General features: G+C 53.7%; 17 protein-coding genes and 1 tRNA gene. 9 read left to right on the top strand and 9 right to left on the bottom strand.

Annotated features, from left to right (window positions below; translation table 11 throughout):
• Positions 1-62 precede the first annotated feature (62 nt).
• The 3 genes from ABLW18_RS04645 to lon form a co-directional block, all read right to left on the bottom strand.
• A tRNA-Val gene (locus ABLW18_RS04645) sits at positions 63-138 on the bottom strand.
• 56 nt (positions 139-194) lie between these two features.
• On the bottom strand, positions 195-821 hold the full coding sequence (locus ABLW18_RS04640; RefSeq protein ID WP_347823685.1) for a histidine phosphatase family protein: 627 nt from the start codon (positions 819-821) through the stop codon (positions 195-197).
• 58 nt (positions 822-879) lie between these two features.
• Entirely contained in the window at positions 880-3,288 is a 2,409-nt protein-coding gene (gene lon, locus ABLW18_RS04635) for an endopeptidase La (protein WP_347823684.1), read from the bottom strand.
• A 275-nt stretch (positions 3,289-3,563) separates the two neighbouring features.
• On the opposite strand from lon, the gene ABLW18_RS04630 reads away from it, so the two are divergent.
• Positions 3,564-4,055 (top strand): hypothetical protein, encoded by a 492-nt coding sequence (locus tag ABLW18_RS04630; RefSeq protein WP_347823683.1) that lies wholly within the window; start codon positions 3,564-3,566, stop codon positions 4,053-4,055.
• Positions 4,056-4,066: 11 nt separating this feature from the next.
• Here ABLW18_RS04630 and tgt read toward each other — a convergent pair whose 3' ends face one another.
• Positions 4,067-5,197, bottom strand: a complete 1,131-nt coding sequence (gene tgt / locus ABLW18_RS04625) for a tRNA guanosine(34) transglycosylase Tgt (RefSeq protein ID WP_347823682.1) — start codon at positions 5,195-5,197, stop codon at positions 4,067-4,069.
• Positions 5,198-5,376: 179 nt separating this feature from the next.
• Here tgt and ABLW18_RS04620 point away from each other — a divergent pair, with 179 nt between their 5' ends.
• From ABLW18_RS04620 to tpiA, 4 genes are all read left to right on the top strand, one after another.
• Positions 5,377-5,736 (top strand): SUF system Fe-S cluster assembly protein, encoded by a 360-nt coding sequence (locus ABLW18_RS04620; protein WP_347823681.1) that lies wholly within the window; start codon positions 5,377-5,379, stop codon positions 5,734-5,736.
• A gap of 119 nt (positions 5,737-5,855) precedes the next feature.
• Positions 5,856-6,221: an iron-sulfur cluster assembly accessory protein gene (locus ABLW18_RS04615; RefSeq protein ID WP_347823680.1), complete on the top strand. Its 366-nt coding sequence runs from the start codon at positions 5,856-5,858 to the stop codon at positions 6,219-6,221.
• Positions 6,218-6,544, top strand: coding sequence for a TfoX/Sxy family protein (locus ABLW18_RS04610; protein WP_347823679.1), 327 nt, complete (start codon positions 6,218-6,220; stop codon positions 6,542-6,544). The genes ABLW18_RS04615 and ABLW18_RS04610 overlap by 4 nt, the downstream gene beginning before the upstream one ends.
• Positions 6,545-6,574: 30 nt before the next feature.
• A complete protein-coding gene (tpiA, locus tag ABLW18_RS04605; RefSeq protein WP_347823678.1) occupies positions 6,575-7,306 on the top strand; it encodes a triose-phosphate isomerase in 732 nt (243 codons plus the stop codon).
• Here tpiA and ABLW18_RS04600 read toward each other — a convergent pair.
• From ABLW18_RS04600 to ABLW18_RS04585, 4 genes are all read right to left on the bottom strand, one after another.
• Positions 7,303-9,186, bottom strand: a complete 1,884-nt coding sequence (locus ABLW18_RS04600) for an SLC13 family permease (RefSeq protein ID WP_347823677.1) — start codon at positions 9,184-9,186, stop codon at positions 7,303-7,305. The genes tpiA and ABLW18_RS04600 overlap by 4 nt on opposite strands.
• A gap of 28 nt (positions 9,187-9,214) precedes the next feature.
• Complete coding sequence (locus ABLW18_RS04595) at positions 9,215-11,062, bottom strand: TRAP transporter large permease (RefSeq protein ID WP_347823676.1); 1,848 nt, start codon at positions 11,060-11,062, stop codon at positions 9,215-9,217.
• 4 nt (positions 11,063-11,066) lie between these two features.
• Positions 11,067-11,759: a TRAP transporter small permease gene (locus tag ABLW18_RS04590; RefSeq protein ID WP_347823675.1), complete on the bottom strand. Its 693-nt coding sequence runs from the start codon at positions 11,757-11,759 to the stop codon at positions 11,067-11,069.
• Between the two features lie 67 nt (positions 11,760-11,826).
• Positions 11,827-12,828 (bottom strand): DctP family TRAP transporter solute-binding subunit, encoded by a 1,002-nt coding sequence (locus ABLW18_RS04585; RefSeq protein ID WP_347823674.1) that lies wholly within the window; start codon positions 12,826-12,828, stop codon positions 11,827-11,829.
• A gap of 153 nt (positions 12,829-12,981) precedes the next feature.
• On the opposite strand from ABLW18_RS04585, the gene ABLW18_RS04580 reads away from it, so the two are divergent.
• From ABLW18_RS04580 to ABLW18_RS04565, 4 genes are all read left to right on the top strand, one after another.
• Positions 12,982-14,139, top strand: coding sequence for a cytochrome P450 (locus ABLW18_RS04580; protein ID WP_347823673.1), 1,158 nt, complete (start codon positions 12,982-12,984; stop codon positions 14,137-14,139).
• A 72-nt stretch (positions 14,140-14,211) separates the two neighbouring features.
• Positions 14,212-15,834, top strand: a complete 1,623-nt coding sequence (cimA, locus tag ABLW18_RS04575) for a citramalate synthase (RefSeq protein ID WP_347823672.1) — start codon at positions 14,212-14,214, stop codon at positions 15,832-15,834.
• A 61-nt stretch (positions 15,835-15,895) separates the two neighbouring features.
• A complete protein-coding gene (locus tag ABLW18_RS04570) occupies positions 15,896-16,603 on the top strand; it encodes an AzlC family ABC transporter permease (RefSeq protein WP_347823671.1) in 708 nt (235 codons plus the stop codon).
• Positions 16,600-16,932: an AzlD domain-containing protein gene (locus tag ABLW18_RS04565; RefSeq protein WP_347823670.1), complete on the top strand. Its 333-nt coding sequence runs from the start codon at positions 16,600-16,602 to the stop codon at positions 16,930-16,932. The genes ABLW18_RS04570 and ABLW18_RS04565 overlap by 4 nt, the downstream gene beginning before the upstream one ends.
• 19 nt (positions 16,933-16,951) lie before the next feature.
• Here ABLW18_RS04565 and iolB read toward each other — a convergent pair whose 3' ends face one another.
• Positions 16,952-17,758 carry a 5-deoxy-glucuronate isomerase gene (gene iolB / locus ABLW18_RS04560; protein ID WP_347823669.1) on the bottom strand — a complete coding sequence of 269 codons (807 nt, stop codon included), beginning with the start codon at positions 17,756-17,758 and terminating at the stop codon, positions 16,952-16,954.
• Between the last annotated feature and the right edge of the window lie 48 nt (positions 17,759-17,806).

The following is a 17,806-nucleotide window of genomic DNA, read 5'->3' as shown; positions in this document are numbered from 1 at the left end:
AACGCCAAGCCTCAGGCTCAGGCGATTTTGGCTGTCACGCGGGTTATGTGGCAGGGGTGTACTGGTGGGTCGTGAGAGGCTCGAACTCCCGACATCTTCGGTGTAAACGAAGCGCTCTACCAACTGAGCTAACGACCCGTTGGAGGCGATATAGATCGGGCAAGCCTGCGGGGCAAGCAGTTTTTTTCAGTTTTTTACAACTCATCATGATGGCCGGCTTTGACGCGATAAACCACCCCCTGCCCGCTCGGCAAATCTGCCAAACGATCAAGCCCCCAACCCAGCGCGCAGAGCCGCAAACACAGCGAGGTCATGCCATGTGTGATCAGAACCGCCGGTCCTGTCAGCTGGCTCAAGAATGCCGCGCAGCGTTCGTAAAGCCGCTCAGTGCCTTCCCCGCCGGGCGCCCAGTCATAGAATTGGGTTTGCCCAAGATCTTGAAGGCTAATCATTCTTTCTTGCGCAATCTCAGCACGGGTGGATCCAGCCCAAGCCCCCAAGCCAATTTCCATCAACTCCGATGAGGTTTCAATATGCGCCGCAAGACCCGCAAGGGCAATTTGCGCCGTCTTGCGCGCGCGCGCCTGGGGGCTGGTGATAAAGCGAAAACCCGTCAAATCATAGGGCTGCAACAGCTCATGCTGACGCCGTGCTTGGCGCAAGCCTTTTTCGGTTAAGGGGCTGTCGAGATGACCTTGCAACCGCCCTGTCGCATTCCACTCGGTTTGCCCGTGGCGCAGGACCAGCATTTCAGGGCAGCAGGAGGAGATGACCGAAGCCGCGGTCATAGGCAGCGCACCGCCGCCGCGATCACGCCGCAATGGGCTCTGATCGTCAAAGACGCTCCAGCTCGTCCACCGAGGCGCCTTTGGGACTCACTCAATGCGCAGTGAAGCCAGCGGCGCTGCCACGCTCTGCCGCAAGGGCGGCCGCGGCTGCATCCTCTGCCGCCTCATCCCAATCAATCGGCTCGGGGGCGGATATCAAAGCGTGTTTCAACACCTCTGACACATGGCTGACGGGAATAATTTCCAACCCATCCGTGACGCTTTCGGGCAAATCACGCAGGTCTTTCGCATTCTCGTCCGGAATCAGTACAGTTTTGATGCCTCCGCGCAGGGCCGCCAGGAGCTTTTCTTTCAATCCACCAATCGGCAACGCATTGCCGCGCAAGGTCACCTCGCCGGTCATGGCAATGTCTTTTCGCACGGGAATGCCCGTCAACACAGAGACAATCGATGTCACCATCGCCAGCCCCGCCGATGGGCCATCCTTAGGTGTTGCGCCTTCAGGCACATGCACATGGATATCCATCCGGTCAAACCGGGGCGGCTTCACCCCGATTTCGGGGGAAATGGACCGCACATAGGAGTTGGCTGCATCAATGCTCTCTTTCATCACATCGCCCAACGTCCCGGTGGTCTTCATCCGGCCTTTGCCCGGCAAGCGCAAGGCTTCGATATGCAGTAAATCGCCGCCCACGCTGGTATAGGCCAGACCAGTCACAACCCCCACCTGGTGATCGTCTTCCGCCAATCCGTAGCGATATTTCTTAACGCCGAGGTAATCGTCCAGATTTTCAACCGAAATATTGACGCTCCCCACCTCTTTCTTGACGATCTTGGTTATAGCCTTGCGGGCCAATTTGCCAATCTCACGCTCCAGATTCCGAACACCCGCCTCCCGGGTATAGGTGCGGATCATCTCTTGCAGTGCTTCAGGCTCCAAAGAGAATTCAGAGGCCTTTAACCCGTGGTTTTTCACCTGTTTTGGGATCAAATGACGATGCGCGATCTCCGCCTTTTCCTCCTCAGTGTAGCCCGCCAAGGGAATGATTTCCATGCGGTCCAGCAACGGACTGGGCATGTTATAGCTGTTGGATGTGGTCAAGAACATTACATCAGAGAGGTCATATTCGACTTCCAAATAATGGTCGACGAAGGTTGCGTTCTGCTCGGGATCCAACACCTCCAACATAGCTGAGGCCGGATCGCCCCGGAAATCTTGACCCATTTTGTCAATCTCATCCAACAGGATAAGCGGATTGGTGGTTTTGGCCTTTTTCAACGCTTGGATTATTTTACCCGGCATTGAGCCAATGTAAGTCCGGCGGTGACCGCGAATTTCGCTTTCATCCCGCACACCGCCCAAAGAGATGCGGATAAATTCGCGCCCCGTGGCCTTGGCAACAGATTTTCCAAGTGAGGTTTTCCCCACGCCGGGAGGGCCCACCAAGCACATGATAGGGCCTTTTAGTTTGCGCGAGCGCTGTTGCACTGCGAGATATTCAACAATCCGCTCCTTAACCTTCTCCAGGCCAAAGTGGTCGTCGTCCAGTGTCTTTTGTGCCTTAACAAGGTCTTTCTTGACCCGGCTGCGCAGGCCCCAAGGCAGAGACAGCATCCAATCAAGATAATTGCGCACAACGGTCGCTTCTGCTGACATTGGCGACATATTCTTGAGCTTTTTCAACTCCGCCGTCGCTTTATCAGAGGCTTCTTTGGACAATTTCGTTTCTGCAATTTTGGCTTCCAGCTCGGCCAATTCGCCTTCGCCTTCTTCCCCCTCGCCCAATTCTTTTTGAATAGCTTTCATTTGCTCATTCAAATAATATTCGCGCTGGGTCTTCTCCATTTGCGTTTTGACCCGCGACTTGATTTTTTTCTCAACTTTCAGCACGGACATTTCGCCCTGCATCAGCCCGTAGACTTTCTCCAAACGGTCTGCCACGCAGAGCAGCTCCAAAAGCTCCTGCTTTTGCTCAACCTCGACGCCAAGATGTCCAGAGGCCAGATCGGCCAACTTGCTGGAATTACGCGTCTCGGCAATGGCCGCCAGTGCCTCCTCGGGCACGTTTTTCTTGACTTTGGCATAAAGTTCAAATTCAGACGACACCGAACGTACCAAGGCTGCGACTGTTTCCTCATCACCCAACGTCTCTTCCAAAAGCCGGGCCTCGGCTTCAAAATAAGAGTCATTACCAATGAAGCGGTCAATCTGAACGCGAGCGCGGCCTTCGACCAAAACTTTGACCGTCCCATCAGGAAGTTTCAACAGCTGGAGGACATTAGCCAAAACACCGACCCGAAAAATTCCATCTTCAGACGGATCATCCTCCCCCGGGTCGCGCTGCGACGACAGCAAAATTTGCTTGTCTTGCGTCATCACTTGCTCGAGCGCGCGCACAGATTTATCGCGCCCAACAAACAGTGGCACGATAATATGTGGAAACACAACAATGTCGCGCAGCGGCAATACAGGGTAGCTTTCGGCTAAATTCAAAGTCATTCTCGTTCCTTAACTGTGGCAGGCATAGAGCGGATCCCAATCCGGCAATTCGCCCGGCCCCGGTCTTGTTATACATCTGGGGCGCAACCGCCTCAATTTCAAGACCCTAAGTAAATTGCCTGCACAATCTGGGAAGTGCAAGCAGTAGGTTTTAGGTAAGTTTAAATATTGCGCGGTCAGCAAATATCAAATCACTCATACAGACCGCTCCAAACACTCCATTTGCAGGCCTCGGCGCCTGGCGGTAGCATGAGGCAGGAATGAAAGGTGTCACAATGCGGATATTCGCCCTCGGTCTTTTTCTATTCACAGCACTGGCCGGCTGTGCGCCGCCTTTGCCCATTGCCGATTATGTCGCAGATGCCCGCAGTCCCAATGCCAAGATCACCACCCAGCCGCTGCGGTTTGATGTGATCACGGTCCGCAGCTTCCTGGCCCGCAATCGACAAGAGCGGTCTGGCGCGCGCTGTCATATCTTCACACCAGATCAGCGTCTATCCGCCGCCTTTGAAACCCCGGCACAAGTGCGTGTGCCACAGTTTAGGGGCAAGCCCACGCCAATCCACGGATATTGCCACCTGCCGGGCACTGATCTTACCGCGCGCTTCACTCAGGACGCTATCAATCAATCTGCACCGAAAGGTGAAGGGGTGCGGCTCACGCTGGCCAGAGGGGGGCCGCGCATTGGCGCTACGATTTCCCTGCGTGACCGGAGCAAAGATCGCTATGCCTATCCAGCGGCGTTGCGCGTTACATTGGCACCCTAAACGAGGCTTAGTTAAACCGGTTCAATATCACCCAAGGCCCGCTGTAAATGGAACTGACTTTCAAAACCAGCAAAATCATCCACGGCAATGGCGTCGCGCATCTGCTGCATAATTTCTTGGAAATAATGCAGGTTGTGCCAGGTTAAAAGCATGGAGCTGATGATTTCCTGACTGCGGAACACATGGTGTAAATAGGCGCGCGAATAATTGCTGCAAGCCGGACAGCCGCAGACCTCATCCAAGGGCCGCGGATCATCTTGGTGACGCGCATTTTTGATGTTAACCACACCCCGGCGGGTGAATACCTGCCCTGTGCGCCCGGACCGGCTGGGCAAAACACAATCCATCATATCAATGCCACGCTTCACGGCGCCCACGATGTCATCTGGCTTGCCAACACCCATCAAATATCGCGGCTTGTCCTCGGGAAATTGATTGGGCGCAAAGTCGAGTACCCCGAACATGGCCTTCTGCCCCTCGCCCACTGCCAGGCCGCCAACCGCATAACCTTCAAAACCAATAGCTTTAAGCGCATCGGCACTTTCACCGCGTAATTGCTCATCCAAACCGCCTTGCTGAATGCCAAATAACGCATGACCCGGGCGGTTACCGAATGCGGCACGAGAGCGCTCGGCCCATCGCATCGACATACGCATTGACCGTGCAATTTCGTCGCGTTCTGCCGGCAAAGCCGGGCATTCATCGAAACACATGACAATATCACTGCCCAAAAGCCGTTGGATCTCCATCGAGCGCTCAGGCGACAAATGATGTTGAGAGCCATCAATATGCGACTTAAAGGTCACCCCGTCTTCGCTCATCTTGCGAAGGCTGGACAGGCTCATCACCTGAAACCCGCCGCTATCTGTTAAAATTGGACGCTCCCAATTCATAAACTTATGCAGCCCGCCTAAGCGATCAATCCGCTCTGCAGTCGGGCGCAACATCAAATGATAGGTATTGCCCAGCAATATATCCGCCCCCGTTTGCCGCACGGAGCTTGGCAGCATCGCCTTTACGGTGGCCGCAGTTCCAACGGGCATAAAGGCCGGCGTTCGGATCTCGCCGCGCGGGGTATAAATGGTGCCAGCCCGGGCCTTGCCTGAGCGCGTATGCAATTGGAAGGAGAATTTTTCTGTCATGAGCCTCACATGCGCTAAACCTTATGAAGGATCAAGCGATTGCTCGAAAGATTCATGCTTTTCACCCAAAACCTAGAGCGCACGGGCCGATATTAGCATTAGCGTTCTTAATTCAGGTTATTGCTTTACCCCGGCGTCCTGCCCCTTTATACCCTATAAAAATACTCAAGGATCATGACATGTCAGACGAGTCTCCCATTGAAGGTACACCATTGATCGCGCCCTCGAGCACAGATCACCCGCTGTATGACAATATTGTCGACAGTATTCGCACTGTGTATGATCCTGAAATTCCAGTTAATATTTTCGATCTTGGCCTCATTTATACGGTAGATATCAATGAGGACTCCGAGGTGAAAATTGCCATGACCCTCACCGCTCCGGGCTGCCCGGTCGCCGGTGAAATGCCCGGTTGGGTGGCCGAGGCCGTTGAACCCTTGCCCGGCGTAAAACATGTAGATGTTGAGCTGGTTTGGGAGCCGCCTTGGGGCATGGATATGATGTCCGATGAGGCAAGGCTTGAATTGGGCTTTATGTAGGGCTCTGCGCCGTCTTAACACCGCAGCCTAGTCGCAAAGAGCGATTGCAACCTGCATGTCCCCTCTTGCAGTTCGCTTTGGCCGCTCTTAGGTTAAGAGCAGATTGAAAAGGATCAAACATGTTCGGTATTCCGGGTAAAAAAGCTGTGACCCTCACCCCTGCCGCGATTGGGCAAATCACCAAGCTCATGGCGCGCGAGGGCCATAAGGGCCTGCGTATTGGCGTGAAAAAGGGCGGCTGTGCCGGCATGGAATATACAATGGACTATGTCGATGAAATCGAAGCCCATGATGAATTGATTGAAACCGATGGCGCTCGGGTTATGATTGCTCCAATGGCGCAGATGTTCCTCTTCGGCACTGAGATTGACTATGAGACCAGCCTGTTGGAATCTGGCTTCAAATTCAAAAACCCAAATGTGGTTGATGCCTGTGGCTGCGGCGAGAGCATCAAATTCGACGAAACACTTTTCGCCAAGAAATGAGCATTTCCGACGCTGATATCGCCTTTGTGAAAGATCACTTTGCAGACGTCGGCACTCTGACAACCCGCAAAATGTTTGGTGGGTTGGCAATCTATGCGGACGGGGTCATTTTTGCACTTATCATCAGCACGGGTGCTTTGATGATCAAGGCAAAGGGCGCGCTTGCAAGCCACCTCGCCGCCCAAGGATCACAGCAATTTATTCATGACGAAAAGGCCAACAAGCGCGTCGCCATGCCCTATTGGACTCTGCCCAACGCTGCAATGGATGAGCCGGAGCGGGCCTGCGATTGGGCCAGACGCTCTTTGCTGCAAAACTCCTAAATAAATACCCACCCCGTGGAAGGATCTCCGATGCCCCAAAAAATCGCCGCTGGAAATTGGAAAATGAACGGAACGCAGGCCAGCCGATCTGAGATCCAAGCCATAGCGAAAGCCGCACAAGAGAGTCACTGCTCGACCATTCTATGCCCGCCGGCGCATTTGCTACACAGCGCGGCCAGCCTGGCTGGACCATTGGCCATCGGCGGGCAGAATTGCCACCACGCCCCGTCAGGTGCCTTCACCGGCGACATCAGCGCCGCGCAGCTGGCCGATTGCGGTGCCTCCTATGTCATCCTTGGCCACTCCGAGAGGCGCGAAGGCTATGGCGAGAGCGACAGTTTGGTGCGCGCCAAGGCCCAAGCGGCTCTCCAATCCAGGCTCACGCCCATCATCTGCCTTGGTGAGAGCCAAGAGCAACGCGCCGCAGGTCAGGCGCTTGAGGTCGTGTTGGCGCAACTGTCTGGCTCCCTGCCCGATGATGCCCAGGTCATCATTGCCTATGAGCCAATTTGGGCCATTGGAACGGGTCTTGTTCCCACTGTGGCTGAAATCACGGAAGTCCATGATGCTTTGCGCGCTCAGCTCCATGCCATCTTTGGCGCGGCCGGTCAGGACATCTCCATCCTTTATGGCGGCTCGGTCAAGCCGAGCAATGCACAAGAAATTTTTGCCATCACCCATGTGAATGGCGCATTGGTGGGAGGCGCGAGTCTCAAAGCCGAGGATTTCCTACCCATTATGCGCAGCTTGGCGGAGAGTTAAAACAGCAAGTTCATCACCACCATAGAGACGACCAAAAACAATAGGGTCATCCCCGCGCCGCAACGCATGAAATCAACCACACGATAGCCGCCCGGCCCCATAATCAGAGCGTTTACTTGATGGGTGGGGATCAAAAAAGAGTTTGAGGTTGAAATAGCGACGGTCAACGCAAAAATTGCCGGGTTGCCGCCTGCCGCAACTGCGATGGACACAGCCAAGGGCACGAGCAACACGGTGGCCCCCACATTGGACATCACCAATGTGAAAACAGTCGCCATAATCGCCACGCCCACTTGCAAGCTCCAAATCGGCCATCCCTCTAACAGCATGAGAACCTGTTGCGCAATCCAAGCCGCAGTGCCAGTGGTTTGGACCGCGACCCCGAGTGGGATCAGACTGGCCAATAGAAACACTGTGTTCCAGCTCACCGCCTCATAGGCTTCATCTATGGACAGGACACGCGACACGATCATGCCCGCCGCGCCGGTCAAAAGGCAAAGAGACAGGCGAATATCAGTCAGCAAAATCATGGCGATCCCCAGGAGAAAGAAGACCAGAGCCCAGCTCACTTTTTGCGGCCGAACCTCTTCGCGCGGATATTCAGAAGTCACAACGACGTAATCGCGGTTGCGGCTCAGTCGTGTCAGAGATTCCCACTTCGTATGCACCACCAAAGTATCACCCGCCAATAGCGGCACATGCGTGAGACGCGTCGCCGCATGATCGGGGGTTTCCACATGGCTTAAGGTTTCTTCCCCGCGGTGAATGCCGAGCAAGGACAGGCCATGGGTAGCGCGAAAGCGGATCTGCCCAGGCGTTTTGCCAATCACAGATGACCCGGGCGGGACGACGATCTCCGCAACACCTGCGCGGGTCGCTGCAAAATTGTCAGAAAAATTGTCAAGCTGTGGTAGAATTTCCAAGCCATAGATTGCGGCAAATTCTTCCACCACGCGCCGGCGGCCCAATATGGCCAAGCGGCAAGGTGCCTCAATCTGTGTCGGAGCCATAGGAGCCACCACTTGGCGACCGCGATAATCTGTGCCAATAATATAAATGTGATGCGCATCCATAATGTCAGCCAATTTATGGCCAATAAGAATATTGCCATCCGGAACTTTCACCTCAAAGATTACAGCCTTGAGCCCGTAAATAGCTTTAACGTAATCAAGCATCGATTGCGCCGAAGTGCCCTCACCTTTGCCATCTCGCCGCGGTAAAATCCAACGCCCAAAGAGCATAAAATATAAGATCCCAGTGATGATCAACGACAGACCGATCGGCGTGACATCAAAAAGCTCAAAAGGACGCATCTGCTGTTCGTCCGGCAATCCAGCATTGGCAACACCCATAAGATCATTGAGCAAAATCAGCGGCGACGATCCCACCATGGTGATCGTACCACCCAAAATGGCGCAAAACCCCATTGGCATCAAAAGCCGGGACATCGGCAATTCTGCCCGTACAGAAATGCGGCTGATCACCGGCAAAAACAGCGCAGCAGCCCCAACATTTTGCATGAAAGATGATATTATTCCGACCGAACCAGAAATGATCGGCACAATCCGGGTTTCTTTCGCCCCACCGAGTTTCAAAATATAGCCAGCGACTTTTGACATCAAACCGGTCTTATCCAACCCTGCTCCAATAATCATAACGGCAATGATAGATATCACCGCGTTCGAGGCAAAGCCGTCAAACAATCGCGAGGTATCTGCAAGATTTCCAAGGCCGGGCAGTTGACTGAGCAGACCCAGCGCCAACATGGTCAGGATTGCTGTCAAATCAATGCGGAAGGCTTCAGTGATGAACAATGTAACCGTCACAAAGAGCACCGTCAGTACAACGATCATTTCATTTGTCAGCGTCACCGGATCCATCATTATAGCCTTTAATTCGTCTACAGTATCATTTCACAATCAGTTCCGGTCCCATCATCGCATTCGGCAAGACCGTAGATATCCAAGGCACGTAGGTAATCAATATCAAGAAACCGAATAGGACCGCCAAAAAGGGCAAGGCCGCGCGCACAACGGACATCATTGGCATATTCGCTACGCCAGAGGTTACAAAGAGGTTAAGCCCCACGGGCGGGGTAATCATGCCAATCTCCATATTGACCACCATGATGATACCCAAATGGATCGGATCAATGCCCAGCTCAATCGCAATTGGAAAGACCAAGGGCGCAACGATGACCAAAAGCCCCGATGGCTCCATGAATTGCCCACCAATCAACAAGATAACATTGACGATCACCAAGAACATAATCGGTCCAAAACCTGCAGACAGCATGGCGCTGGCAATATGCTGCGGGATTTGCTCATCCGTCAACACATGCTTGAGGATCAGCGCATTGGCGATGATGAACATCAACGTCACTGTGAGTTTTCCCGACTCAAACAATGTTTTGCGGGTGTCTTTATGCACAACCGCGGCTGGCAAATAGATGATCGCTTCCATGACACCCCGGCTCATGGCCTTGGCCCCGCCTAAAAGACTGGCGCCAAATCCGGTGTCTTTCCCCTCGCGGGCCGCGCCATGCAGCGAAAACGTGAAAATAATAGCCGGTGCCACGGTGGCCGCAAAGAGAAACAACCCAGCAACAGCAGCTAAAAGCCCAGTGCCTGCAAACGCAAGCATCGACCCTGACGCGAAGCCCGATAAGCCTTGGAAAATTGAGACCATCGTCCAATAAGCAAAAATCACACCCGGCAAAGCGCCAAGCATAACGATCACAGGCCCGGCCACGCGGCTACGTTGGGCTGCAAAATGAGTCATGGCCCAGCCTGTGCCAAGGCAAACCAAAACCCAAGCAATCGCCACAGCCAGCCCCCAGCCCTCTGGATAGACCCCCGCCTTGCCGAGCGAAGCATGCAGCAAGAAGCCAATCACCGCAAAGGCTACGACCCGCAGTCCCAAACCAAAAGCGCGTTGCTCACCCTCACGCAACCAGCCCCTGCCTTGCAAAGGACCCATATCGCGATAAATCATCAAGGCTGCAAAAAACGCATAGACACAAGCCACAGCGGCGGCTTCGGTTGGGGTGAAAATACCGCCGTAAATCCCACCAAGAATGATTACGATCAGCACCAATCCAAAGGCGGCATCCAAGACTGCGGCCGCAACCTCATCCCAGCCTTGCCAGTCCCCCTTTGGCAGGTTTTTCACCCGCGCCATGATGTATATGGTAATCATTAACATGCAGCCGGCCAAAAGGCCGGGCAATACACCCGCGAGGAACATGCGGCCTACGGACACTTCCACCGCCGCCGCATAAACCACCATCACGATGGAGGGGGGAATCAAAATCCCTAAAGTACCAGCATTTGCGATCACACCAGCCGCAAAGTCTTTCGTGTACCCAACCTGATGCATGCCGGCGATAACGATGGAGCCGATCGCCACAACCGTCGCCGGTGAGGAGCCCGACAATGCCGCAAACATCATACAGGCAAAAACACCGGCAATCGCCAAGCCACCCGGCACGTGCCCGACCAGAGCCACCGAAAAGCGTATGATACGCCGCGCGACCCCACCCGTGGACATAAAGCTAGAGGCCAAAATGAAGAAAGGAATGGCCAGCAGGGTATAGTGGCCCGCCATGGCTTGAAAGAATGTCTGCGCAATGGACGCCAGCGAGGTATCGCCAAGGGCAAGCAAAAACAAGATCGACGCCATGCCGAGGCTGACCGCAATGGGCACACCGATGAGCATCAGACCAACAACAACTGCAAATAAAATTGCGACTTCCATGGGGTTAGACCTTAGCGTTAAGATGCTTAACTTCTGCCACAGCCTCTTCAACCTCATGGCTGACAATCAAGCTGGCATCTTGGCCGCGCAACAAGCGCACGAAGACTTGGACAAAGCGGAACAAGAGCAGCGCCATCCCAATCGGCAAGATAGCATAGGGAATGAAACGTGGAATTTTTTCGTAGTCATCGCCGTCATTCATAATCGGTTGGATCCAACGTAACCAATCAGGAAAGACTATATCAATAACCTCATACCATCCGCGGTAAGAGGTGCGTTTCATCTCTTCAAAGCCTGTTGGAAACCAACGGCCTGTTGTCTGAGGCAAATTGGCGAAATTAGCCCAATAATCCCAGGCCCCTTTCATCAGCAAGCCAGCATAGACAACGCAAACCGCCGCCGCGATCAGCATCAGAATGCGGCGGGTTTTCGGTGCAAAAATATTGATTAGGGCATCGACGCCCAAATGCGCGGTGACCTTCACCGCATAGCTGACACCGAAGAGCACCAACCAAGCAAACAAGAATGTTGTCGCCTCTAAACCCCAGATCAAGCCAGTGTTGAACCCATAGCGCAAAACAACATTTGCGAAGGTGATTAAAGTCATGAGGCCCAAAAGAACAGCGATGGCTGTTTCTTCAAATTCGTTGATCCAATAGCCCAATCTTGACCGTGGCATAGGGGCATTTGATGACATGTCGAGGGGTCCTATCAAGAAACATTTGGCCCGCAGATCTACGGGCCAAAGTTACGCATTTAAAAGTTTAATGCTTCGCATTAATTGCTTGGGCTGCGTCAATGTTTTCTTGACCCACATCGCCTACAAATTGATCCCAAACAGGCATCATGGCTTTGACCCATTCAGCACGCTGATCTGCTGTCAAAGTGCGAACGACACCGCCAGCATCCAAAATTGCTTTCTTGTTACTTGCATTTACAGCAGTGGACTCTGCGTTCCGTGCCGTGGTCACCTCGTCAAGAATGGTCGCCAACTGGTCACGAACGTCGGCAGGCAAGCCATCCCAGAAATCAGTAGATGTCACGACTAAATAGTCGATGATGCCATGATCTGTTTCTGTGGTGCCGTCCTGAACTTCGAAGAACTTCTTACCGTAGATGTTAGACCAAGTATTCTCTTGTCCATCTACAACGCCAGTTTGTAACGCACCATAAACCTCAGAGAAAGCCATCGGCTGAGGGGACGCACCCATCGCAGCCATTTGTGCTTTTAGAACGTCAGAGTTCTGAACACGGAATTTCAATCCATTTGCATCAGATGGCACATTCAATGGAACGTTTGCTGACATTTGCTTCATACCGTTATGCCAGAATGCTAGGCCAAGGAGGCCCCGCTTTGTCATAGATTGCTTCATCGCTTGACCAGTTTCTGAGTTTTGGAACTCATCAACCGCATTGATGTTCTTAAACATGAACGGCAGATCAAAAATGCGGAATTTCTTTGTGAACTGCTCAAACTTTGACAAGGATGGCGCGGCCATTTGAACGTCACCTTGCAACAGTGCTTCTAAAACTTGATTGTCGTTATAAAGCGTGGAGTTCGGGAATACTTCAAGGCAGGCCTTGCCGTTCATCTCATCGTTAACCCGTTGTTCAAGCAATGTGGCCGCTATGCCTTTGGGATGCTTGTCCGTGTTTGTGACGTGACTAAATTTGATGACGATCTCTCCAGCATCACAAGCGGCAAAAGTTGAGCTCGCAGAAAACGACAGTGCAACAGCGGCCGCGGCCGCAGTAAAGTATTTCATGGTATCCTCCCAATTTAACCGGTATGTCCGGAGTGAAGTTACATGTATCTCGCGGTGGCAAAAAAACAAGAAGCATTCGTTGTTTTTGACGCGGCTATTTAAATACACTCAACGCGTCTTGCCAGACTGCCCCTTTTCGGCTGTCATGACAACATGCAAGTATTCAAACAATCACCAACAAATCCCAGCTTTGTACAAAATCCCTATCCGGCCTATGACCGCGCACGCGCCATGGGAGATCTGGTATGGTGGGACGACTATCAGATGCCAGCGGCCGTCACCTACCGGGCGGTGCGCGGCCTGTTGACCAACCGCAAGTTTGGCCGCGAGGCCCTGACGGCGCCGCAATGCCCTGCCCATCTTGCCGACTGGCAAGCCAATGAGAGCCACTCGATGCTTGAGCTTGAGCCGCCGCGGCACAGCCGATTGCGCGGCTTGGTTTTACGCGCCTTTACCAGCAAAAAAGTGGCTGCCATGACACCAGAGATCATAGATACCTGCCACAGGTTAATCGATGCTTTTCCCACGCAACCTTTTGACTTCCTTAACGCCTTCGCCCGCCCTCTCCCCGTGCATATCATCGCCAAACTCTTGGGCGTGCCCACCGATCGCAGCGCAGATCTGCTCAGCTGGTCCAATGCCATGGTGGCTATGTATCAATCGAACCGCAGCTATGAAACGGAAGTCGCAGCCAACCAGGCGACGCTGGAGTTTACCGCCTTCCTCGACAGCTACATTGCCCACCGGCGCAGCGCGCCACGCGATGATCTATTGTCCGACCTTATTTCCGCCGAAGAAGCGGGCGAAAAACTCACCGGTGTGGAGTTGATCTCAACCTGTATATTGCTGCTCAACGCCGGCCATGAAGCCACGGTGCATACGCTGGGCAATGCGCTCAAAACGCTCCTGCCAAGTCCATATCGTGAGGTAACGCCGCAATTGATCGAAGAAGTCGTGCGCTTCGATCCGCCTTTGCATCTTTTCACCCGCTTTGCTTATGAGGACACCCATTGTTTTGGCTTTGACATTCACAAGGGCCAAGAGGTCGCATGCCTTTTAGCCGCAGCCAATCACGATCCCGTTTTTGTAGAAAACCCCCATGTGTTTGACCCAGGCCGAAAGATCACCGCCCATCAATCCTTCGGGGCGGGATTGCATTTTTGCGTTGGCGCGCCGCTTGCTCGGCTGGAAATATCACTCGGTTTAAAGGTGCTTTTTGACCGCTGCCCTAATTTGCACATCAGCCAAACGCCACTCTATGCCAACAGCTACCATTTCCACGGGCTCGATGCTTTGATGGTGCAGCGATAGGGCGAAGAGGCGGAAGCGCGGGGTTGACCTTTCGCCTTGTGCTGGTTTTATGCGCGCAAACTGGAGCCCTTCATGACCAAAGAAAACCTATATGTTTATGACACCACCCTAAGGGATGGTCAGCAGACGCAGGGGGTGCAATTTTCACTTGTGGAAAAACAGCAAATCGCAGCAACCTTAGACGCGCTCGGCATTGATTACATTGAAGGGGGATGGCCAGGAGCCAATCCGATCGACAGCGCCTGGTTTGACAGCCAACCCAAACTCCGAGCCACTTTTACGGCCTTTGGCATGACCAAACGCACCGGACATTCTGCCGAAAATGACGCAGCGCTCAATGCTGTGGTCAATGCCAATACAGCTGCGGTCTGCCTGGTCGGCAAAACCCATGATTTTCATGTCGAAACCGCACTTGGCATCACCTTGGATGAAAATATTGAGAACATCAGGCGCTCAATCGAGCATCTCGTCAGCCAGGGCCGGGAAGCTTTGTTTGATGCGGAACATTTCTTCGATGGCTATAAGGCCAATCCCGACTATGCACGCGCCTGCATTCAGGCAGCCTTTGCAGCAGGCGCACGTTGGATCATCCTATGCGACACCAATGGGGGCGCCTTGCCAGCCGAGGTTGGACAGATCGTGCAAGAGGTCATCGCCGCCGGGCTGCAGGGTGATCATTTGGGCATTCACACCCATAACGACACAGAAAATGCTGTCGCCAATACCCTGGCTGCCATCGATGCAGGGGTACGGCAGATTCAAGGCACACTGAACGGGTTGGGCGAGCGATGCGGCAATGCCAACCTCACCTCACTTCTGCCAATCCTCAAGCTCAAAGAGCCCTATCGGTCGAGATATGAGATCAGCGTCACCGATGCGGCTTTGCGCGACATAAAACGCGCCTCACGGGTGCTCGACGATATTCTCAACCGGATACCAGCGCCCCAGGCCCCTTTCGTCGGAGCCAGCGCATTTGTCCATAAAGCCGGCCTTCATGCCAGCGCCATCCTCAAGAACCCTGTCACCTATGAGCATATCGACCCGGCCTTGGTCGGCAATCAGCGCGACATCCCCATGTCGAACCAAGCCGGGCAATCCAATCTACGCAAACGCCTCAAAGAGGCAAATTTGATCGTCGAAAAAAACGACCCCGCATTGGGGCGTATTTTGGAATTGGTCAAAGAGCGCGAAGCACAAGGATATTCCTACGACACTGCGCAAGCCAGTTTTGAGATATTGGCACGGCGCGAATTGGGGCTCTGCCCAGATTTTTTTGAAGTCAAACGCTACAAAGTCTCAGTGGAGCGGCGGAAAAATAAATACAACCGCATGGTCTCTTTATCGGAGGCATTGGTTGTGGTGCGGATTGATGGCGAAAAGAAAATGTCTGTCAGCGAGTCGATGGATGAGCTGGGCAATGACCGGGGCCCTGTGAATGCTCTGTCGAAAGCTCTGGCCAAAGACCTTGGCCCTTATCAGGCAATGATCGATGACATGAATTTGACCGATTACAAGGTGCGCATCACCCAAGGTGGCACAGAGGCCGTCACGCGCGTGGTGATCGATTGCGAAGACAGCAAAGGGCGCAGCTGGGCCACCGTCGGCGTTTCTGCCAATATAGTGGACGCCAGCTTTGAGGCTTTGTTGGATGCGGTCAATTGGAAGTTAATTCGCGACACGGCTCCGCCGGCCTAAGGCGCATGGGCCCCCCTGTGCTGCGTGCCATATCAAACCTATCTTGCAAAAGGCTGACCTGATGACACGCTTTTTAGAAAGATCTGCTTTTTGGACAGGGGTTGTAGATGTCTTGCCCTTTATTGTCATGGTCGTGCCATTCGCCACCCTCTTTGGAGTTGTCGCCATTGAAGCGGGGTTGAGCCTGGCCCAAACCCTGAGTTTTTCCATTCTTGTCATCGCGGGCGCCTCGCAATTTGCCGCGCTGCAATTGATGCTCGATAATGCCGCCATTGGGTTCATTCTCGCTGCCGCTTTGGCGGTTAACTTACGAATGGCCATGTATTCCGCCGCTTTGGCACCCCATTTGGGTAGCGCGCCTCTGTTGCAGCGGGCCTTTATTGGGTATTTGAACTTTGATCACAGCTATGTGCTCGCTGTTGCAAAATATGAAGACCAACCCGACATGCCCCTGCCCTCACGGGTGGCTTATTTTGCAGGGATATCGCTCACGATTGCGCCCCTATGGTGCCTATTTACTTATATCGGCGCAGAGATTGGCACTTGGATACCCAGCACTTTGGAGGTGTCCTTTGTCTTGCCTCTGGCGTTCTTGTCCACTGTGGCGCCCTTGCTGAAATCGCTGGCCCATATCACCGCCGCCTGTGTATCAATTGTGCTAGCCCTAGCACTGGCCAGCCTGCCGTCGGGCAGCGGGCTCTTGATTGCAGCCTTTTGCGCCATGGTCACAGGGGTCATCGTCGAAACACTGCTGGAGCGAAGCGCATGAATTACTCGCAATTTGAAATCTGGCTGATTATTGCGCTCATGGCGATCGGTACATTTGCCATTCGCTTTTCGTTTCTTGGATTGATCGGCTCAAAGCGCATGGCGCCTGTGATTGAGCGTATGCTGCGCTTCACCCCGGTCGCAGTCCTTCCGGGCATGGTGGCGCCGCTCGTTTTCTGGCCAACCGATGCCACCGATGGGGTCACCCTGTTGCATCTGGCCGCCGCGAGCGCCGCCGTTGGGACGGCCTATCTGACCCGCAAGGTCATTTGGGGCATGTTAGCAGGCCTCGGTATTTTCTTCGCCCCAGTGATACTCGCTTTGGTCTAGTGCCCGTAAGATCCAGCCCTCACGCATCCCGTTCCAAGATCCATTCCACCTCGGGCGCCGTCACAAATCGCCACTTGCGCAGCGGCCCGGCCATGACATTGAGATAATACATTTCAAAGCCATGTGGCGCACCGCAAGGGTGATGGCCGCGCGGCACACAGACCACATCCCCATCTTTGACCGCCATTGTCTCATCCAATTGCCCATCATCGGTATAGACCCGCTGAACACCAAAGCCCGAAGCAGGGTTGAGCCGATGATAGTAAGTCTCCTCAAGATATGTGATCCGCGGATAATCATCTTCGTCATGGCGATGACTGGGATAAGAGGACCAATGCCCCGGCGGTGTGAACACCTCTGTCACCAGCAAACTGTCGCAGTAATCTTCGTTTTCCATGGCGATATTATTAATGTAGCGGGTATTTGCGCCCTTGCCCCGCTCCGTCAGCGTGATGCCCTCTGGGCCAATCCGCCGTGCCGCATGACCACCTTTGCCCGGCGCTGTGCACAGCGCAATGACACAATCGGTCTCAGCCACAGCCTCCCAATCGGAGTCATTGGGCAAATAAAGACAATGGGGCGGCGTCTTTTCAAACACCGACATCCGCGCGCCTAAGACTCCCCAATTCTGCCCGCCGCCAGAGATTTGCGCTTTGCCCTCCACCATCACCAAAATAACTTCACGATCACCTGTCAGCTCCGCGGCGCGCTCGCCGGCGCGCAAATGATAAAGCGAAAAGCCCACATAGCGCCAACCCGCAGATTGTGGCGTGATTTCATGCACTTTTCCATGGGTTCCAAAAGGTTTTTTGAGCAGATCGGACATCGCGCCCCTCATAGGTTAAACTGTCCATAGTCATAATCAACTACAAGC

Origin of the sequence: uncultured Planktomarina sp. (assembly GCA_943788425.1) — a bacterium.
Taxonomy (GTDB): domain Bacteria; phylum Pseudomonadota; class Alphaproteobacteria; order Rhodobacterales; family Rhodobacteraceae; genus Planktomarina.
Note: the sequence above shows the minus strand (reverse complement) of the source record. Positions and strands in the feature narration are given on the sequence as shown.